Genomic DNA, 17,433 nt, shown 5'->3' with positions numbered 1-17,433 from the left:
CCGTCAGGACGCCTCGGTTTCCAGGCGCTTCACCCGCCGCTGGTACCAGTCTTCACCCAGCGGCTCGAACACGGCGCTGCGTTCCATCACGCCCTCGTACACGTGCAGCGATACCGCCACATCCGCATCGCTGGCGTTGCACAGCGTGTGGTACTCGTGCGGTGGGATCAGGCTGCCCGCGCTGCCGCGATGGCCGTACAGCGTCGGCTGGGCGGCGAAGCGATGGCGTTCGCCATCCTGCTCCAGCAGTGCGTACGGGGTGACGACCAGTTCACCCTGCCAGACGCCCTCCACACACCACATCGCATCGTGGTCGTGCAGTGGCGTGCCCTGGCCCGGGCCCCAGCACATCGCGATGACGCTGTAGCCCAGGGTCGGGCTGCGGTGCAGTTCGCGGCGGGCATAGTGTCCTTCGACCGGGCGCCGCACGCTGGGTGGCAGCTGGATCGAAGGATCGACGATGGCCTCACGCAGGACCTGCTGCAGCGCCCCGGTGATCGCCTCGGGCCTGCGCAGCATCACCGCGGTATCGATCGCGGCGAGCAGGCGCTCCCGTCCGGTGAACGACAGTGGCGAGGACATCTCTCCCATGACCCGACTCTAGCCGAGAAGAGTTAACGGAATGTTTGCACTGCGGTGTCATCACTGCGTGCCGCGCTGCACGAACGGTACTTTTCCATACAGCGCCCGTTCGCCCGCACGTGGATCATCGACCACGCGGCTGTGGCGGTCGAACAGCATGGTTTGCCGCTGCGGCAGGCCGTAAGGGGCCCATTGCGACATTCCATGATGATTGGGGTCGCCGGTGCGCGCGAACGCGATCAGCGCATCGCTCATCGTCGCGGCCAGCGCTTGCGCATCTGCACCGCCTCCGGTGCGGGCCCCCGGCAGGCCGGCGTTGTCGAACACCAGCGGAATGTCCAGGGTATGAAAGGCGCGCAGCCGGCCTTCTTCCACCGGCGATCCCCACTCCAGCTGATACGCCCAGGTGGGCGCCGCGCCGCTGGGCTGGCGCGCACGCGCCTCCAGTTCCTCCAGCGCACCGCGCCAGGACCGCCCGGCGGTGGTGGCGGCGAAAAACACTTCCGACGGCGTGTAGTGCGGGTACAGGCGCCGGTACTCGGCGATCACCGTCTGCGGCAGCAGATCGACGAACTGCTGGCGTTCCAGCTGCGCCGGCAAGGTGTCCCACGTCAAGGCGAAGTTGGCCGGATCATTGCCGAGAAACGCACGGGTCTCGTCGCGGGTATTGCCGATCACCATCGGAATGCCGGCCGATTGCCGCGGTGCCTGCGGCCAGAACGGATGGACCGGCAGGCAGACCTCGTCCAGTACCGGCCCGAAGTACAGCGACGAGCTTTCCACCCGTGAGGGATCGCGTGCACGGGTGGCCGCCAGCAGATCGGCGGCGGGCAACCGCAGCAATGCCGCCAGGTCCTTCGCGCCCACGGCCTGCATGGCGATCGCCGCGCGCTGTGCCGCTGCACGCGGGCCGGCTGCAGTGACCTGCTGTCCGCTCATCGTCCAGGCGCGCTGGAACAGGCCGCGCGCGGCCGGCATCGCCATCAGCGTGGCGATCTTGGCCCCTCCGCCGGACTGGCCGAACACGGTGATGTTGCCGGCATCACCGCCGAAGGTGGCCGCATGCTCGCGCACCCACTGCAGCGCCTGCACCAGGTCGAGCTGGCCGGCATTGCCCGACGCGGCGTAGCGTGCATCACCCAGCGCACCCAGATACAGATAGCCGAAGGCGTTCAGGCGATGGTTGAGGGTGACCACCACCACGTCGCCGCGACGGCAGAGCGCGCTGCCGTCGTAGAGGGGGTCGCTGCCGGCGCCATTGTTGAAACCACCGCCGTGGATGTAGACCAGCACGGGGCGACGGGCGCCATCGCCCAGCGCGGGCGTCCAGACGTTGAGGTACAGGCAGTCCTCGCTCCCCGGACCTTCGGTGCCGCCCTGTGGTGCGGCCGCGCCATAGTCCAGCGCATCGGCGATCCCGTTCCAGGCCGCTTCCCGGCGTGGTGGCTGGAAGCGATAGGCGCCCGTATCGGCGCCGTAGCGCAGGCCACGGAACACCAGCACGCCCTGTTGACGCTGGCCACGCACACGCCCTCCGCGCAGCCGGACGATCGGCAGGCGGTCGTCGCGTGCGCCCGGCACCGCCGTTGCCGGCAGGGCTGCCAGAGTGGCCGTGGCCAACGCCCAGCGCGCACTGTCGCGCAGAAAGCGGCGGCGCTGCAGATCGCTTGGCGCTCCCGTCACCGGCCGTCCTCCGCACCGGCCCCTGCCACCAGCCAGGCCTGTGCCAGGGCCGGCCACAGCGCCAGCGTCGAACCGCGCTGCAGGTGCATGCCGAAGCCATGTCCACCATGGGCGAACACATGCAGCTCGTGCTCGACACCCGCGGCGGCCAGGGCCTGCGCCATCACCTGGCTGTTGTGCACGCTGACCACCCGATCGTCATTGGCATGTATCAGCATCGTCGGTGGCATGTCCGGGCGGACATGCTGCTGCAGGGAATACTGCGCAGCCAGGGCGGCATCAGGATGCTCGCCCAGCAGGCGCCCGCGCGAACCGCTGTGTGCATGCGCGCCCATGTCGATGACCGGATAGACCAGCACCGCCCGCGCCGGCCGCGCGCTCAACTGATCGATCGCATCACCTGCGGGATAGACCGGAGCATCGAAACCGGTGGCCAGCCGCGCAGCCACGTGGCCGCCGGCGGAGAAGCCAACGACCGCTACGTCGTCGGTGCGCAGGCCGCGCCGCGCGGCCTGGTCGCGCACCACCCGCAGCGCGCGCTGGGCATCGGCCAGCGCGGCCTGGCGGTCCCTGCCCGGCTGCGGCAGACGGTAGCGAAGGACGAACAGGGTAAACCCGGCGCGCTGCACCCAGTCGGGTACCAGCGCACTGCCTTCCTTGTCGATCACCACCCGCTGGTAACCACCGCCTGGAATGACCAGCACGGCATGGCCGTTCGGATGTACAGGGGTGTGCACCATCAGGTAGGGCGCATCGATGCCATCCACGAACCGGTCCGGATGGGCCGGGTCGGGGCTGCGTTCAACCACGCGCGCCGGCCGTGCCGGGCTGCTTTCGCCGGGCACCCGGCCGTCTGGCCATAGGGGCAGGCGTTCGCCCGCGACCTCCCTGCCCAGCCGCTGCCCGTCGCGCAGTGGGACCTCGGCGGCAGGTGCGGGCGCAGCGGCCAGCAGAACGGACAGGCACAGTACAAGGGGGGGCAAACGCATGTCGGACCGGGCTCCAGCGGGGGTGGGCAGCGTGCCGCACGCGCCGGGAAAGAGGGCGTGGTGCGCTGCGGCTTGCGTGATGACACCGGTTTACCATATACACCTCCTGCAGACGCTGTCGATGGGCAGTGCAACAACGCAGAGGGAGACCGTTCTTGAGCAACGAACACGGCACACAGGGGCAGACGCCGACGCCGGACGATGCAGCCGCGATCGCCCGCGCCTTCACCGCCGCACGCCGCGCAGGCAACACCCTGCCTGCGTTTCCAGGCGCTATCCCGGCAGATCTGGTGAATGCCTACCTGGTCCAGGACCAGGCGATTGATCTCTGGGACGACCAGGTGATCGGCTGGAAGGTGGGATACATCGCCGCCGAGCGTCGCGATGGTTCCGGGGATGAGCGCCTGCTGGGGCCGATCTTCAAACGTCAGCTCTGGAATGATACCGGTGGAACAACGGACATCCCGGTGTTCGTCGGCGGTTTCGGTGCAGTGGAGGCAGAGTATGTGCTGGAGCTGCTGGAAGACGCGCCGGCCGGTCAGCTGCACTGGTCTCCGGAGCAGGCTGAGGCCCTGCCCGCGCGCCTCTACATCGGCGTGGAAGTGGCCAGCAGCCCGCTGGCCACCATCAACGAACTGGGCCCGCGCGTCGTGGTATCCGACTTCGGCAACAACAACGGGCTGGTGCTGGGGCAGGAGATTGCCGGCTGGACGGCCCGCGATGAGATCGACCTGCGCGCGGAAACCCTCATCGACGGCGAGGTGGTCGGTTCCGGTGGTGCGCCCCGCCTGCCCGGTGGCCTGCGTGCGGCCTACGCCTTCGCACTGTCCCGTTCGGCGCTGCGCGGCCGGCCGCTACGCAAGGGCGATCTGATCGCAACCGGCAATGCCACCGGCATCCACGACATCGAGGCAGGACAAACGGCGCTGGTGCGCTTTGCCGGCTTCGGTGACATTGCCTGCCGGGCCGTGCCAGCGGGTTGACCGCTGGCCTGCCCTGGTGAACACGCGCGGGAGGGCGCAGATGATCACACGACGTAACTTCCTGGCCGGTGGCGCTGCCGCACTGGCTACGCCGATGCTCGCCGCCTGCGGCCGCGGGCCGGACGGCAGCGTGGACGGCAGCACCCTGCTGACCGCCACCGACGTGCACGTGGCCGACTACCCGACCGTCACTGCGGTGAAGTGGATCGGCGAAACGCTGGAGCGTGAGACCAACGGCCGGCTGCACCTGCGCCAGTATCATTCAGGGCAGCTGGGCCGCGAGTCGGAAGCGATCGACATGGCACGCTTCGGTGCCATCGACATCACCCGCGTGTATGCCGGTGCACTGAACAATGCATTTCCCCTGACCCAGGCGCTTTGCCTGCCCTATGTCTTCAGGTCGGTCGCGCACCAGCGCGCCGCGCTCGATAGCGGCGTGGCAGACACGGTGCTGCGCGGCTTTGAAAGCCGCGACCTGGTCGGACTGGCGATCTACGATTCCGGCGCACGCTGCTTCTACAACACCAAGCATCCGATCATTTCGCCGAAGGATCTGCATGGCCTGAAGCTGCGCGTGGCCTCCTCGGACATCTTCATCCAGTTGATGCGCCTGCTCGGTGCCAATCCGACGCCGATGTCGCTGGGCGACACGTTCTCGGGCATGGAAACGCACATGATCGATGGTGCCGAGAACAACATGCGCAGCTTCCACTCCAGCCGCCACTTCGAGGCGGCGCACTACTGGTCGCAGAGCGACCATTCGTACGCACCGGACGTGCTGCTGATGTCGCGCGCCCGCTTCGAACGATTGGGCGCGGATGATCGCCAGCTGTTGCTGCACACCGCACGCGCATCGGTGACGGTGATGCGCGAGCACTGGGACGCGTCGGAGGACGCTGCACGCCGCGCCGTGCTGGCCTATGGCGTGAAAGCCAATGAGGTCGACATGCCCGCCTTCCGGGCCGCCGCCCAGCCGCTGCTCAAGCAGTACCTGCAACACCCGGACATCGCCGCGCTGGTTGACCGCATCCGCGCTGCCTGAGGACATCTGCCATGACCAAGACCCTGCCGGCCACCGCCGGGCCCGCACAGCGACTGCTGGACCGCATCGCCGACATCGCCATCTACTGTGCCGTCGCTGCCCTTCTGGGGCTGGTGGTGGTACAGGGCTGGCAGGTGTTCGCGCGCTACGTCATCAACGATTCGCCCAGCTGGACCGAGCCGGTCACCCTGCTGCTGCTGGCCACGGCGATGAGCCTGGGCGCCGCCTGCGGCGTGCATACCAACCGCCACTTCGGCTTCTTCCTGCTGCACGCTCACATGGGCCCTGGCGTGCGCCGCGCGGTGGATGTGCTGGTGCAGGTGGTGGTGGCCGTGCTGGGTGGGTTCATCGCCTTCTGGTCGGCCGACCTGCTGCTGGACGGGCTGGACATCAAGACCGCCGGCGCCAACTTGCCGCAGAGCATCAACTACCTGCCGCTGGCCGTGGGTGGTGCGCTGATGGTGCTGTTCGCGCTGAACCGTGCGTGGAAAGCGCTGCAGGCCCGCGACGCCGGCAGCGACGACGCTGAAGGAGATCGTTGATCCATGGGCATCACCATCCTGTTCTCCGTATTCGCCGTGCTGCTTCTGCTGGGCGTGCCGGTGGCCTACGCGCTGGCCGCCGCGGCGCTGGCCACCCTGCTCTACCTGGACATTCCCAGCATCGTGCTGGTGCAACAGATCTCGGCCGGCACCGGCTCCGCCTCGCTCATCGCCATTCCACTGTTCATCTTTGCAGGCGAGATCATGATGCGCGGCGGCATCTCCGAGCGGCTGATCGCGCTGGCCTCGTCACTGGTCGGACGCCTGCGCGGTGGCCTGGGCCAGGTCTCGATCCTGTCCTCGCTGTTCTTCGGTGGCGTGTCCGGCTCAGCCATCGCCGATGTGTCGGCGGTCGGTGGCACGATGATTCCGCAGATGGTCAAGCGCGGCTATGACCGCGATTTCGCCGTCAATGTCAGCATCACCGCTGCGCTGGTGGCGTTGCTGGTACCGCCATCGCACAACCTGATCCTGTTCTCGGCGGCGGCGGGAGGGGGCCTGTCCATCGCCGATCTGTTCGCTGCGGGCATCGTACCGGCGCTGCTGATGACGCTGGCATTGATGATCACCGGCTATGTGGTGGCACGACGTCGCGGCTACGGCGTGGAAGTGTTCCCCGGCTGGCGCGCCGTGGCGCTGCGCATTGTCTCCGCCCTGCCCGGCCTGGGCCTGGTCGCGCTGATCTTCGTCGGCATCCGTGCCGGCATCTTCACCGCCGTGGAGAGCGCGGCCATCGCCGTGGTCTATGCCTTGCTGGTCACCACCGTGCTGTACCGGCAGCTGCGCTGGCGCGAGTTCTTCGACACCGTCATCCATGCCGCGCGCAGTACCGGCGTGATCCTGTTCGTGATCGCCACCGCCGCCGTTTTCGGCTGGCTGCTGGCCTACCTGCAGGTACCGGCTGCGGCCGTGGATTTCCTGCAGTCGTTCGCGCACAGCCAGTTCATGGTGCTGCTGATGATCGTGGTGATGCTGCTGTTGCTGGGCACCTTCATGGACCTGGCGCCGATGATCCTGATCTGCACGCCGATCTTCCTGCCGGTGGCCAGGGCCTACGGCATCGATCCGATCCACTTCGGCCTGGTGCTGGTGCTGACGGGCGGTCTGGGCCTGGTGACACCGCCGGTGGGATCGGTGCTGTTCATCGGGACCTCCATCGGCAAGATCAGCGTGGGCCAGAGCATGCGCACCATCTGGCCGTTCTGGTTCGCCGCGCTGGGCGTGCTGCTGGTGGTCACCTTCTTCCCCGCCCTGTCACTGTGGTTGCCAGCCGCGCTGCGCGGCTGAGACCGGAGGAGGCCGCCATGCACGCGCTGCGTATCGTCACCGCCGCCACCCTGCTCGCTCTGCTGATGCCGGCGTTGCCGGTGGCGGCCACCGATGCCGCGCCGGTACCGACGCCGTGGGCGCGGGGGCTGGAACACCAGCGCCAGGCCGACCGGGGCGATGGCACTTTCCTGAACCCGGTACTGGCCGGTGACCGCCCTGATCCGTCGGTGCTCAAGGACGGCGACGACTACTACCTCACGCTGTCTTCGTTCGATGCCTATCCCGGCCTGCCGATCTGGCATTCGCGCGACCTGGTGAACTGGCAGCCGCTCGGCCATGCCATCACCCGCAACGTCGGCGCGATCTGGGCGCCGGACATCGTCAAGCACAAGGGGCGCTACTTCATCTACTTCCCGGCCCGTACCGCTGGCCGGCGCAGCAACTTCGTGGTCTGGGCCGATGACATCAAGGGCCCGTGGAGCGCGCCGATCGATATCGGCCTGGGGGGCTACATCGATCCCGGTCATGCGGTGGGCGAGGACGGCAAGCGCTATCTGTTCCTGAGCGGCGGCGACTATGTGCAGCTGGCCGACGATGGTCTGAGCGTGGTCGGCACGCCGACGCATGTCTATGACGGCTGGCGCTACCCGGAAAGCTGGGACGTGGAGGCCTACGCGCAGGAGGGCCCGAAGATCCACTTCCGCGATGGCTGGTACTACATGACCACCGCGGTGGGCGGTACTGCCGGCCCACCGACCGGGCACATGGTGATCACCGCGCGCTCGCGTTCGATCCACGGTCCCTGGGTGAATGCCCCCAACAATCCGATCACGCGCACGCGGTCGGCGGCCGAACCCTGGTGGTCTCGGGGCCACGCGACGGTGATCGAAGGCACCGATGGACGCTGGTGGATGATGTACCACGGTTACGAGAACGGCTTCTGGACGCTGGGGCGGCAGGCCCTGCTGGAGCCGATCGAGTGGACCGGCGATGGCTGGTTCCGGGCCACCGGCGGCGATCTCGGCCAGCCGCTGCGCAAGCCGGCCGGACAGGCACTGGCCCCGCATGGCATGGCGCTGTCGGACGATTTCCGAGGCAGCACGCTCGGCCCGCAGTGGGCGTTCTTCAACCCGGCACCGGATGAGTACCGGCGGTTGGGTTTCAGCGGCAACGGTCTGGTCCTGGAGGGCAAGGGCAACAGCCCGCGCGACGCCTCCCCACTGACCACCATCGCCGGCGACCCGGCCTACCAGTTCGACGTGGAGATGGAGATCGCCCCCGGCGCCGTGGGCGGCGCGCTGCTGTTCTACAGCGACCGCCTGTATGCGGGAGTGGGCAGCAATGGCGAGTCGTTCATCATGCATCGCTACGGCGAGGAGCGCCCTGCCCGACTGGCGGCCGGTGCGCGTGGCGGCCGGCTGTGGCTGCGGGTCACCAACAACCGCCACATCGTCACCTTCCACTCCAGTACCGACGGGCACACTTGGCAGAAGTATCCGGTTCAGATGGAAGTGTCCGGTTACCATCACAATGTAGCGGGCAGGTTCCTGGCGCTGAAGCCGGCGCTGTATGCGGCCGGCGACGGTACGGTAACCTTCCGCAACTTCCGCTACCGCGCGCTGGATTGAGCGCGGAGCCGGAATCCCCAGACTTATCGGGTTCAAAACATGTCAGTGCGCAACAAGAACGATGCCGCTACGCCGGCATTGGCGAAGGGCAAGGCAGCCACCATCAACGACATCGCGCGACTGTCGGGTGTATCCAAGAAAACGGTTTCAAGAATCATCAACAACTCACCGCTGGTGCGCAAGGACACGCGCGACAAGGTGGAAGCGTTGATGCGTGAAGTGGGCTACATGCCCGATCCGCTGGCCCGTGGACTGGCCTTCCGCCGCTCCTTCCTGATCGGCATGGTCTACGACAACCCCACCGCACAGTACATCGTGGACATGCAGTACGGTGCGCTGGACGCACTGCGCGGATCCAGCTTCGAGCTGGTGGTGCACCCCTGTGACAGCCGAAGCCCAGGTTACATCGAGGGCGTGCGCCGCTTCGTGCAGCAGCAGAAGCTACACGGCGTGATCCTGGTGCCGCGCGCCTCGGAAGACCAGGCGCTGGCGGACATGCTCGATGAGATCGGCTGCCGCTTCACCCGCGTCGCTGCACTGCCGCTGGATGAAAGCTCACAGATGGTGGTCACCCATGACCGTGACGGTGCAGCCGAAGCCGCCGACTATCTGCTTTCGCTCGGCCACCGTGACATTGCCCTGGTGACCGGTCCCAGCGCCTACCGTTCCGCCCATGAACGTACCGCCGGCTTCATCGACGCGTTGTCACAGCGCGGTATCGAGCTGCCGAAGGACCGCATCATCGAGGCGGGCTACACCTTCGAATCCGGCGTGGCCGCTGCCGAGAAACTGCTGCTGGGCAAGCGCCGCCCGACCGCCATCTTCACCGGCAACGACGAAATGGCCGCCGGCATCTACAAGGTGGCGCTGCGCGCCGGCATCAACATTCCGCGTCAGCTGTCCATCGTCGGCTATGACGACAGCCCGCTGGCCTCCCGCCTGTGGCCTTCGCTGACCTCGGTACGCAGGCATACCCGCGACACCGGGCGTACCGCTGCGGCGATGCTGATCCAGCCCGAAGGCCAGGCATCGTTGCCCATTGCCAGCGTGCGGCCGCACCTGATCGTGCGCGATTCCTGCCAGCCGCCAGAGGACTGAGGCCGAAGGCCTCAATCCGGAAGGTCACCACCGTTGGTGGTGACACTTCACCTTCCCACCCCCTCTACCTCGCCCCGCCCGGCCAGCCCCCGCTATCGTGCGACGCAAAATGACACCGGTTTCCTGTCTGGCTAGAATCGACCGTGAACCGTGCCGGGGCCGACCCGTCGGCCCGCCCCCCGCTCTGGAGATGCCATGTACTGCAAGACCCACTACGCCACCCATCCCGATGCCATCAACGGTGCCAGCAACGACCAGCTGCGCGACCTGTACCTGCTCGATGGCCTGTTCAATGCCGGTGCGGTGACCCTCAAGTACACCCACTACGAGCGCTTCGTGATCGGTGGTGCCGCACCGGTGGACGCACCGCTGGCCCTGCCGACCCAGACCGAACCGGCGTCGGCGGCGGGCCATCCGTTCCTGGAACGCCGGGAACTGGGCGTGATCAACGTCGGCAGTGGCACCGGTACCATCACCGTCGACGGCACGGTCTACACGCTGGGCCCGAAGGACGGCCTGTACGTGGCCATGGGCAGCAAGGATGTCGTGTTCGCCTCGCAGGACGCCGCCAACCCGGCGCAGTTCTACCTGGCTTCGACCCCCGCCCACGCTCGCTTCGAAACCAGGCAGCTGTCGATCAAGGATGCGGTGGCGCTGGATCGCGGCGCGCTGGAAACCAGCAACGAGCGCACCATCTACCAGTACATCGTGCCGGCCACCTGCCAGTCCTCGCAGCTGCTGCTGGGCCTGACCGTGCTCAAGCCGGGCAGCGTCTGGAACACCATGCCGCCGCACCTGCACGACCGCCGCAGCGAGGTCTACTTCTACTTCGACCTCGGTGACAGCGACCGCGTCTACCACTTCATGGGTGAGCCGGCCGCGCAGCGCCACATCGTGATCCAGAACAACGAAGCGGTGGTGTCACCGCCGTGGTCGATCCACATGGGCGCCGGCACCAGCAACTACGCCTTCATCTGGGCGATGGGTGGCGAGAACCTCGATTACACCGACATGCACGTGCTGGACATCTGCCAGCTCAAGTAAGCCCTGCCCGGCCGCCACGCACCGCGTGCCGGCGGCCGTTGCCGCTGATCCCGCTCGCCTCTATCAAGGAATGCATACGCAATGGCTAATCCCTTCAGCCTGGAAGGCAAGGTCGCTCTGGTAACCGGTGGTAATACCGGCCTGGGCCAGGGCATCGCCGTGGCATTGGCCGCCGCTGGCGCCGACGTCGCCGTGGCCGGCATCGCCCCGCCCACCGAAACCATCGAAAAGATCACCGCGCTGGGACGCCGCTGCCTGGCCATCGAGGCCAACCTGATCAGCATCGAGCCGGTGGCGCGCGTGGTGCGCGAAACCATCGAGGGCCTGGGCGGGCTGGACATCCTGGTCAACAACGCCGGCCTGATTCGCCGTGCCGATGCGGTGGACTTCAGCGAGCAGGACTGGGATGACGTGATGAACGTCAACATCAAGTCTGCGTTCTTCATCTCGCAGGCTGCCGGCCGCCATTTCATCGAACAGGGCCACGGCAAGATCATCAACATTGCTTCGATGCTGTCGTTCCAGGGCGGTATCCGCGTGCCGTCGTACACCGCCAGCAAGAGCGGTATCGCCGGCATCACCCGCCTGCTGGCCAACGAGTGGGCAGGCAAGGGCGTGAACATCAACGCCATCGCGCCGGGCTACATGGCAACGGACAACACCGCCCAGCTGCGCGCCGACCAGGACCGCAACAAGGCCATCCTCGACCGCATCCCGGCCGGCCGCTGGGGTACCCCGGACGACCTGGCCGGTGCGGCCGTGTTCCTGGCTTCGTCGGCGTCGGATTACATCAACGGTGCGGTGCTGCCGGTGGATGGTGGTTGGCTGGCGCGCTGACGCGCGGTCTTGGGTAGTGCCGGCCGCTGGCCGGCATCGAGGCGGTGCTTTCATCGTTAATGAGGTTGCCGGCCAGCGGCCGGCACTACCGGGGCTCCGCCATGCGCAACCTGCTGCTGCTGTTGCTGCTCTCGTGCACCACCGCGCAGGCGGCGCCGGTGCGGCTGTTCATCGCCGGTGACTCCACCGCCGCCGAGTACGGGCCGGAGCGTGCGCCGCAGGCGGGCTGGGGCCAGGCGCTGCAGAGCTACCTGGACCCGGCGCGCTTCGAAGTACACAACCACGCCAAGAGCGGGCGCAGCACGCGCAGCTTCATCGACGAAGGGCGCCTGGAGGCGATCGCCAGCGAGCTTCGCCGCGGCGACGTGCTGCTGATCCAGTTCGGCCACAACGATGCGAAGTTCGAAGACCGCACGCGTTACACCGATCCGGACACTGACTATCCGCGCCTGCTGATGCGCCATGTGCAGGTGGCGCGCGACAAGGGCGCGACACCGATACTGGTCACGCCGGTGGCGCGACTGCTGTACGACTTCGGTTCACTGCTGGACACGCACGCGCGCTACACGCTGGCGATGCAGCAGTTGGCGGCGCGCGAGCACGTCGCGCTGATCGAGCTCAACGACCGCAGCACACGCTGGATCCGCGCGCTGGGCGAGCAGGGCGCGCGGCCGTATTTCCTGTTCGTGCCCGAGCAGAACAAGGCCGACGGCACACACTTCAGCGTGGCCGGTGCCAATGCGGTGGCCTGCCTGGTGCTGCGCGAGGCGGTGCCGCTGCTGCCGGCGCTGCAACCGGCGCTGGTGCGTGACATCGACTGCGATGTGACGGGCGCAGGGCAGGGCGCCGATGCGCAGTGGCCCTCGCAGGTGTTGCACGAAGACACGGTTGCGCGTACGCAGCCCGGCCCGCACGGTGGTGCAGGGCCGACCACCGCGTATCCGTTCTTCGCTGGCGCGGCGAATCTGCCGTTAGTGCTGCGCAAGCGGGTGCTGCACAAGGGCGCCGGCATCGGCCTGCACCCGCAGCACAAGGACGAGATCTACTACATCGTGAGCGGGCAGGGCAGCTACGTGCTGGATGGCAAGCAGCATGACGTGCGCGCGGGCCACGCGCTGCTGACGCGCACGGGCAGCACGCACGCGCTGCAGCAGGTGGGTGAGGAGGATCTGGTGGTGCTGCTGGCGTACCCGCGTGATTGAACGCAGCCGAGCATGGGCTCGGCTCTACAGATCAACGCGATCCGCGCTTGGCTCTACAACGGCTCCGGCCCGAAATGCTTCAGCCCCAACCGCGCCAGGTCTTCCGGCCGCTCGAAATAGGCTTCGTCGAAGGCGTGCAGGGCGGCCTGCTCCTCCTCGGTCATCGCGCCGTACAGCTCGTGCAGCTGCGTGATCGCCGGGTCGTCCTCCAGCCGGTCCAGCAACCCGCGCATGCCGGCCAGGATCGCGTGGGTCTGCACCGCGCCCATCGCCTGCAACGCACGCAGCGCCAGCTGGCAGGTAGGGTCACCCCAGTTGCACAGGAACTGCATGAAGCCGCCGTTGTTGATGTCCGCTTCCATGCGCCACAGCGCCACCAGCTGCTGGTCTTCATCGGACAACGCATCCAGCGCCCATGCGGCCGCCTTCAAGCGCGCCAGCGCCGCCTCGTAGCGGTCGTCCCACACCTGGTTGGGAACATCGACCACGCCATCCTCGCGCGGCGGCAGCAGGGCCGGCCAGTTCACGCCCAGGCCATTGGCCGTGGCGACCCACTGCGCGCGCTGCTCGGGCGTGGCTTCGAACAGTGCCGGCGCCCAACGCAGCGGCTGGCGGGTACGCCGGCCATCGGCCAGGGTCAGCAGGATGAAGTCGTCGTCGAAGGCGACGTCGGTGACGCGGAAGGCAGCAAACACATCAGTCATGTCCCGCAGACTACCTGCGCGACCGCGTGTCTACACGTCGCCGCCGTCGGCCCAGCCTTCGCCGGTACCGGCCTGGAACACGCGGTCATCGGCCTGTACATCACCGGCGGGCAGGTGCGCCTGGTCGGCCAGTGCGGCATAGATCGGGGTGAAGTCCGGCGAGGTCGCCTGCATCAGCTGTTCGAAGCTGTCGATGACGAAGTAGGTCTTCTGGAAGGTATCGATGCGGTACTTCGTGCGCATGATCCGTTGCAGGTCGAAGCCGATGCGGTTGGGCGCCGCCGATTCCAGCGAGTACAGCGATTCACCCTTCGACGACACGATGCCGGCACCGTAGATGCGCAGGCCGTCGGGCGTGTCGATCAGGCCGAATTCCACCGTGTACCAGTACAGGCGCGTGAGGTTCTGCAGTGCATCCGGGCCGATCGCGTGGGCTTTGACGCCACCGCGGCCGTAGGCCTCCATGTAGTCGGCGAACACCGGGTTCATCAGCAGCGGCACGTGGCCGAACAGATCGTGGAACAGGTCCGGCTCGGCGATGTAGTCGATCTGGTCCGGGCGGCGGATCCACCAGGTCACCGGGAAGCGGCGGTTGGCCAGGTGGTCGAAGAAATCCAGTTCCGGCAGCAGGCCTTCAACGCCGACCAGGGTCCAGCCGGTGGCGGCGCCGAGCACTTCGTTGAGCTGGTCGAAGCGCGGAATCATGTGCGCGCTCATGCCCATCTCGTCCTGCGCATCCAGGAACTCCTGGCAGGCACGGCCGACCAGCAGCTCGCGCTGGCGCTGGTACAGCGTGCTCCAGGTGGCGTGGTCGTCGGCGCTGTAGGTGTCCCACGGCTGCTCGACAAGCGCGGTGGTGTACACCGGCACGTAGCCCTTGTCGGTCTGCTGGTGTTCGACGCGGCGGGGCTGGGCGAGGTCCATGGGGCACTCCTTGAAGGGATACCCACGATACTAGGGCAGGGCGCGCGCAACAGGGTTGCAAAAGTTGCGCCGATTGGCCTTGTTGGCGCAATATCCTTGCGTACTCACCATGTTGCGGGGCAACAATGGCCGGAGAAGTCCAGTTCGATCGCACGGATATACGCCTGCTGGCGGAAATCCAGAAGGATGGGCGCGCCACCAACGCCGAGCTTGCGGCGCGGGTGAACCTTTCGCCCTCGGCCTGCCTGCGGCGCCTGCAGCGGCTGGAAAGCGAGGGCGTGATCGTCGGCTACGGTGCGCGGCTGGAGCCACGGCAGCTGCGCCTGGGCCTGCAGGCCTTCGTGCGCGTGCAGCTGGAAAAGCACGACCAGGCCGCCATCGGCCATTTCGTGGACAGCGTGCAGGGCTGGGATGAAGTAGTGGCCTGCCATGCGCTGACCGGCGACATGGACTATCTGCTGCATGTCTACGTGCGCGACCTGGAACACTTCTCGCACTTCCTGCTGGACCGGCTGCTCAACGCCGGGGGCGTGGCCGATGCCAATTCCAGCTTCGTGCTGCGCACGGTCAAGGGCTTCCAGGCACTGCCGCTGTCGCAGCTGGAGTCCTGAGCGGCCACCGGGCGTGTCCGGTGGCCAGGCATCAACCGATCAGCACTTGTCCTTGCGGCCCATCAGCTTGCCCAGGCGCGAGGCTTCCTCGCACTTCGGCGCCGCCACCGGCGCGGGTGCGGCTGCCGCAGCACGTGCCTTCTGCAGCTGCTGGATCTTCGCGCGGATCTGCGGCATCGCCGCCATCGCGGCCTTCTCGCCCTCCAGGATCGCGGTGCCGCGCTGGCTGAAATCGGCAGCGCCGATGTCCAGTACCTTCGGCCGGATCACGATGTCGGCGCGCGCCAGTTCCTGCTCGCCCAGGCGCTGGCCCATGATCGAGATCGACTGGTTGACGATGCCGAGCATGCCGGTGGGCGCCTTGCCACTGGCCTTGCTGGAGATGTCCACGGCGATCACGAAGTCGGCGCCTAGCTGGCGCGCGGCATCCACCGGCACCGGGCTGACCACGCCGCCATCGATGTAGTTGTGGCCACCGATCTTCACCGGCTCGAACACGCCGGGGATGCTGCTCGACGCACGCACGGCCTGGCCGACGTTGCCGCGCACGAAGATCGCGCGCTCGCCGGTTTCCAGCTGCGTGGCGACGGCGGCGAACGGCTTCTTCAGGCGTTCGGCCGGGCGGTTGGCCACCTGTTCGTTGACGTAGTCCTGCAGCTTCTGGCCCTGCACCAGGCCACCGGAGAACAGTCGCACGTCGCGGATGCTGGCTTCGTCCAGCGCCACCGCCTTGCTCTGCATCTGGAACGCGTCCATGCCGCTGGCATACAGCGCGCCGACCACGCTGCCGGCGCTGGTGCCGGACACCACCACCGGTTCAAAGCCGTTGGCTTCCAACATCTTGATCACGCCGATGTGGGCGAAGCCCTTGGCTGCGCCGCCACCCAGCGCGATGCCGATCTTCACCGGCTTGGCCTGCGGCACCACGGTCGGTGCCGACGGCGGCGTGGGACGGACCGGATCGCCGCCGCAGCCGGCCAGCAGGCCGATCAGGGCGACGGACAGCAGCATGCGGGGGCGGAACAGGCTCATCGGCAATGCGCTCGCGGCGCCGGATTCTGGAAAGGGCGCCAGCATACCGAAGCGCTGGCGGGGCGGGCAGGGTGGGGGAGTTACCTATTCATAAAGGTAGTGCCGGCCGCTGGCCGGCAATTGCTGGGATGCCGGCAGAGGTCCATGAGGTTGCCGGCCAGCGGCCGGCACTACCGGAGGCGGTCAGAACCGGTTGTCGCCGTCCAGCATCCGGCCGAGTCCGCCGAGCACCGAGCCCTCGCCACGGCTCTGGCCACCGCCCTGCGGCGCCGCCATCCACATGCGCCCGGCAAGGCGCGAGAACGGCAGCGATTGCAGCCAGACCTTGCCCGGGCCGGTCAGCGTGGCCAGGAACACACCCTCGCCACCGAACAGCATGCTCTTGACGCCGGTGACACGGCGCACATCCATGTCCACGGTCGGGTGGTAGGCCACCACGCAGCCGGTATCCACGTCCAGGCGCTCGCCAGCCGCCAGCTCGCGCTCGACCACGCAGCCGCCAGCGTGGATGAACACCCAGCCGTCGCCCTCCAGCTTCTGCATGATGAAGCCCTCGCCGCCGAACAGCCCGGTCATGATCCTGCGCTGGAACTGCACGCCGATCTGCACGCCGCGCGCGCCGGCCAGGAAGCTGTCCTTCTGGCAGATCAGGCGGCCGCCATGCTGGTCCAGCTTCATCGCCAGCACGGTGCCGGGGTAGGGCGCGGCGAAGGCGACCTTGCCCTTGCCGTGGCCGCTCTGGGTGTAGACGGTGGCGAACAGGCTCTCGCCGGTCAGCACGCGCTTGCCGGCGGCCATCACCTTGCCCATGAAGCCGCTGCTGGCCTGCGAGCCGTCGCCGAACACGGTGTCCATCTGCACCGTGGATTCCTTGAACATCAGCGCGCCGGCCTCGGCGATCGCGCTTTCGCCCGGGTCCAGGCCGATCTCCACGAACTGCATTTCATGGCCGACGATGCGGAAATCGATGGGATCGCCTTGGCCGCCACTGCTGCTGACGGTCTGCGTTGCGGCCGTCGCGGCAACAGTCGGCACCGGCGGCGCGGGGACGGGCGAGGTGGGCCCAACCGGGGGCGCAGCGCCCTGCAATGCGGCTGTTTCGGACACGGGTGTCCAGCCGTCCATGCCCTGGCTCCAGGCCAGTGCATGCGGATTCTCCTGCGCAAAACGGCGCGCGTCGCCCTCATCGAGCGGGCCGATGCGCTCGGCCTGGCCGGCGGCATGGAAGTACCACTGGGTCATTGCAGCAGCTCTGTAGCAAGG

The 17,433-nt window shown here is 67.6% G+C and carries 17 protein-coding genes; 10 read left to right on the top strand and 7 right to left on the bottom strand.

Features of this window, described 5'->3' with window-relative positions; translation table 11 throughout:
* Positions 1-3 precede the first annotated feature (3 nt).
* The 3 genes from N7590_RS00985 to N7590_RS00975 are packed head-to-tail and all read right to left on the bottom strand — an operon-like array spanning position 4 to position 3,254.
* A complete protein-coding gene (locus N7590_RS00985; RefSeq protein ID WP_053508051.1) occupies positions 4-591 on the bottom strand; it encodes a cysteine dioxygenase family protein in 588 nt (195 codons plus the stop codon).
* 51 nt (positions 592-642) lie between these two features.
* Positions 643-2,265, bottom strand: coding sequence for a carboxylesterase family protein (locus N7590_RS00980; RefSeq protein ID WP_006479419.1), 1,623 nt, complete (start codon positions 2,263-2,265; stop codon positions 643-645).
* Positions 2,262-3,254, bottom strand: coding sequence for an alpha/beta hydrolase (locus tag N7590_RS00975; RefSeq protein ID WP_164240925.1), 993 nt, complete (start codon positions 3,252-3,254; stop codon positions 2,262-2,264). Before N7590_RS00975 ends, N7590_RS00980 begins: the two co-directional genes overlap by 4 nt.
* A 155-nt stretch (positions 3,255-3,409) precedes the next feature.
* On the opposite strand from N7590_RS00975, the gene N7590_RS00970 reads away from it, so the two are divergent.
* The 9 genes from N7590_RS00970 to N7590_RS00930 all read left to right on the top strand — a co-directional run bounded on the left by N7590_RS00970 (position 3,410) and on the right by N7590_RS00930 (position 12,899).
* On the top strand, positions 3,410-4,237 hold the full coding sequence (locus tag N7590_RS00970; protein WP_004153358.1) for a hypothetical protein: 828 nt from the start codon (positions 3,410-3,412) through the stop codon (positions 4,235-4,237).
* Positions 4,238-4,277: 40 nt separating this feature from the next.
* Entirely contained in the window at positions 4,278-5,279 is a 1,002-nt protein-coding gene (locus N7590_RS00965; RefSeq protein ID WP_164240926.1) for a TRAP transporter substrate-binding protein, read from the top strand.
* A gap of 11 nt (positions 5,280-5,290) precedes the next feature.
* Complete coding sequence (locus tag N7590_RS00960) at positions 5,291-5,821, top strand: TRAP transporter small permease (protein ID WP_053508038.1); 531 nt, start codon at positions 5,291-5,293, stop codon at positions 5,819-5,821.
* 3 nt (positions 5,822-5,824) lie between these two features.
* Complete coding sequence (locus N7590_RS00955) at positions 5,825-7,108, top strand: TRAP transporter large permease (protein ID WP_053508035.1); 1,284 nt, start codon at positions 5,825-5,827, stop codon at positions 7,106-7,108.
* 65 nt (positions 7,109-7,173) lie between these two features.
* The gene (locus tag N7590_RS00950) at positions 7,174-8,718 is read left to right on the top strand and encodes a family 43 glycosylhydrolase (protein ID WP_195842630.1); all 1,545 of its coding nucleotides are present in this window, start codon (positions 7,174-7,176) and stop codon (positions 8,716-8,718) included.
* A gap of 39 nt (positions 8,719-8,757) precedes the next feature.
* Positions 8,758-9,816, top strand: a complete 1,059-nt coding sequence (locus N7590_RS00945; RefSeq protein ID WP_004153364.1) for a LacI family DNA-binding transcriptional regulator — start codon at positions 8,758-8,760, stop codon at positions 9,814-9,816.
* 195 nt (positions 9,817-10,011) lie between these two features.
* Entirely contained in the window at positions 10,012-10,860 is an 849-nt protein-coding gene (gene kduI / locus N7590_RS00940) for a 5-dehydro-4-deoxy-D-glucuronate isomerase (RefSeq protein ID WP_049456665.1), read from the top strand.
* Positions 10,861-10,941: 81 nt separating this feature from the next.
* Positions 10,942-11,697, top strand: a complete 756-nt coding sequence (gene kduD / locus N7590_RS00935) for a 2-dehydro-3-deoxy-D-gluconate 5-dehydrogenase KduD (protein WP_049456664.1) — start codon at positions 10,942-10,944, stop codon at positions 11,695-11,697.
* A 101-nt stretch (positions 11,698-11,798) separates the two neighbouring features.
* The gene (locus N7590_RS00930) at positions 11,799-12,899 is read left to right on the top strand and encodes a GDSL-type esterase/lipase family protein (protein ID WP_164240927.1); all 1,101 of its coding nucleotides are present in this window, start codon (positions 11,799-11,801) and stop codon (positions 12,897-12,899) included.
* Positions 12,900-12,952: 53 nt separating this feature from the next.
* Here N7590_RS00930 and N7590_RS00925 read toward each other — a convergent pair whose 3' ends face one another.
* Together N7590_RS00925 and phhA are read right to left on the bottom strand one after the other, a co-directional pair.
* A complete protein-coding gene (locus tag N7590_RS00925) occupies positions 12,953-13,603 on the bottom strand; it encodes a DUF4375 domain-containing protein (RefSeq protein ID WP_164240928.1) in 651 nt (216 codons plus the stop codon).
* 30 nt (positions 13,604-13,633) lie between these two features.
* A complete protein-coding gene (gene phhA / locus N7590_RS00920) occupies positions 13,634-14,527 on the bottom strand; it encodes a phenylalanine 4-monooxygenase (RefSeq protein ID WP_053508031.1) in 894 nt (297 codons plus the stop codon).
* Between the two features lie 125 nt (positions 14,528-14,652).
* Between phhA and N7590_RS00915 the strand changes: the two genes are divergently transcribed.
* Entirely contained in the window at positions 14,653-15,138 is a 486-nt protein-coding gene (locus tag N7590_RS00915; RefSeq protein ID WP_053508030.1) for an Lrp/AsnC family transcriptional regulator, read from the top strand.
* Between the two features lie 39 nt (positions 15,139-15,177).
* On the opposite strand, the gene N7590_RS00910 is transcribed toward N7590_RS00915, so the two are convergent.
* Complete coding sequence (locus tag N7590_RS00910; RefSeq protein WP_164240930.1) at positions 15,178-16,170, bottom strand: patatin-like phospholipase family protein; 993 nt, start codon at positions 16,168-16,170, stop codon at positions 15,178-15,180.
* 183 nt (positions 16,171-16,353) lie between these two features.
* Positions 16,354-17,412: a TIGR00266 family protein gene (locus tag N7590_RS00905; RefSeq protein WP_164242968.1), complete on the bottom strand. Its 1,059-nt coding sequence runs from the start codon at positions 17,410-17,412 to the stop codon at positions 16,354-16,356.
* Positions 17,413-17,433: the final 21 nt, after the last annotated feature.

It is taken from the genome of Stenotrophomonas sp. GD04024 (assembly GCF_029837545.1).
GTDB classification, from domain to species: domain Bacteria; phylum Pseudomonadota; class Gammaproteobacteria; order Xanthomonadales; family Xanthomonadaceae; genus Stenotrophomonas; species Stenotrophomonas forensis.
Note: the sequence above shows the minus strand (reverse complement) of the source record. Positions and strands in the feature narration are given on the sequence as shown.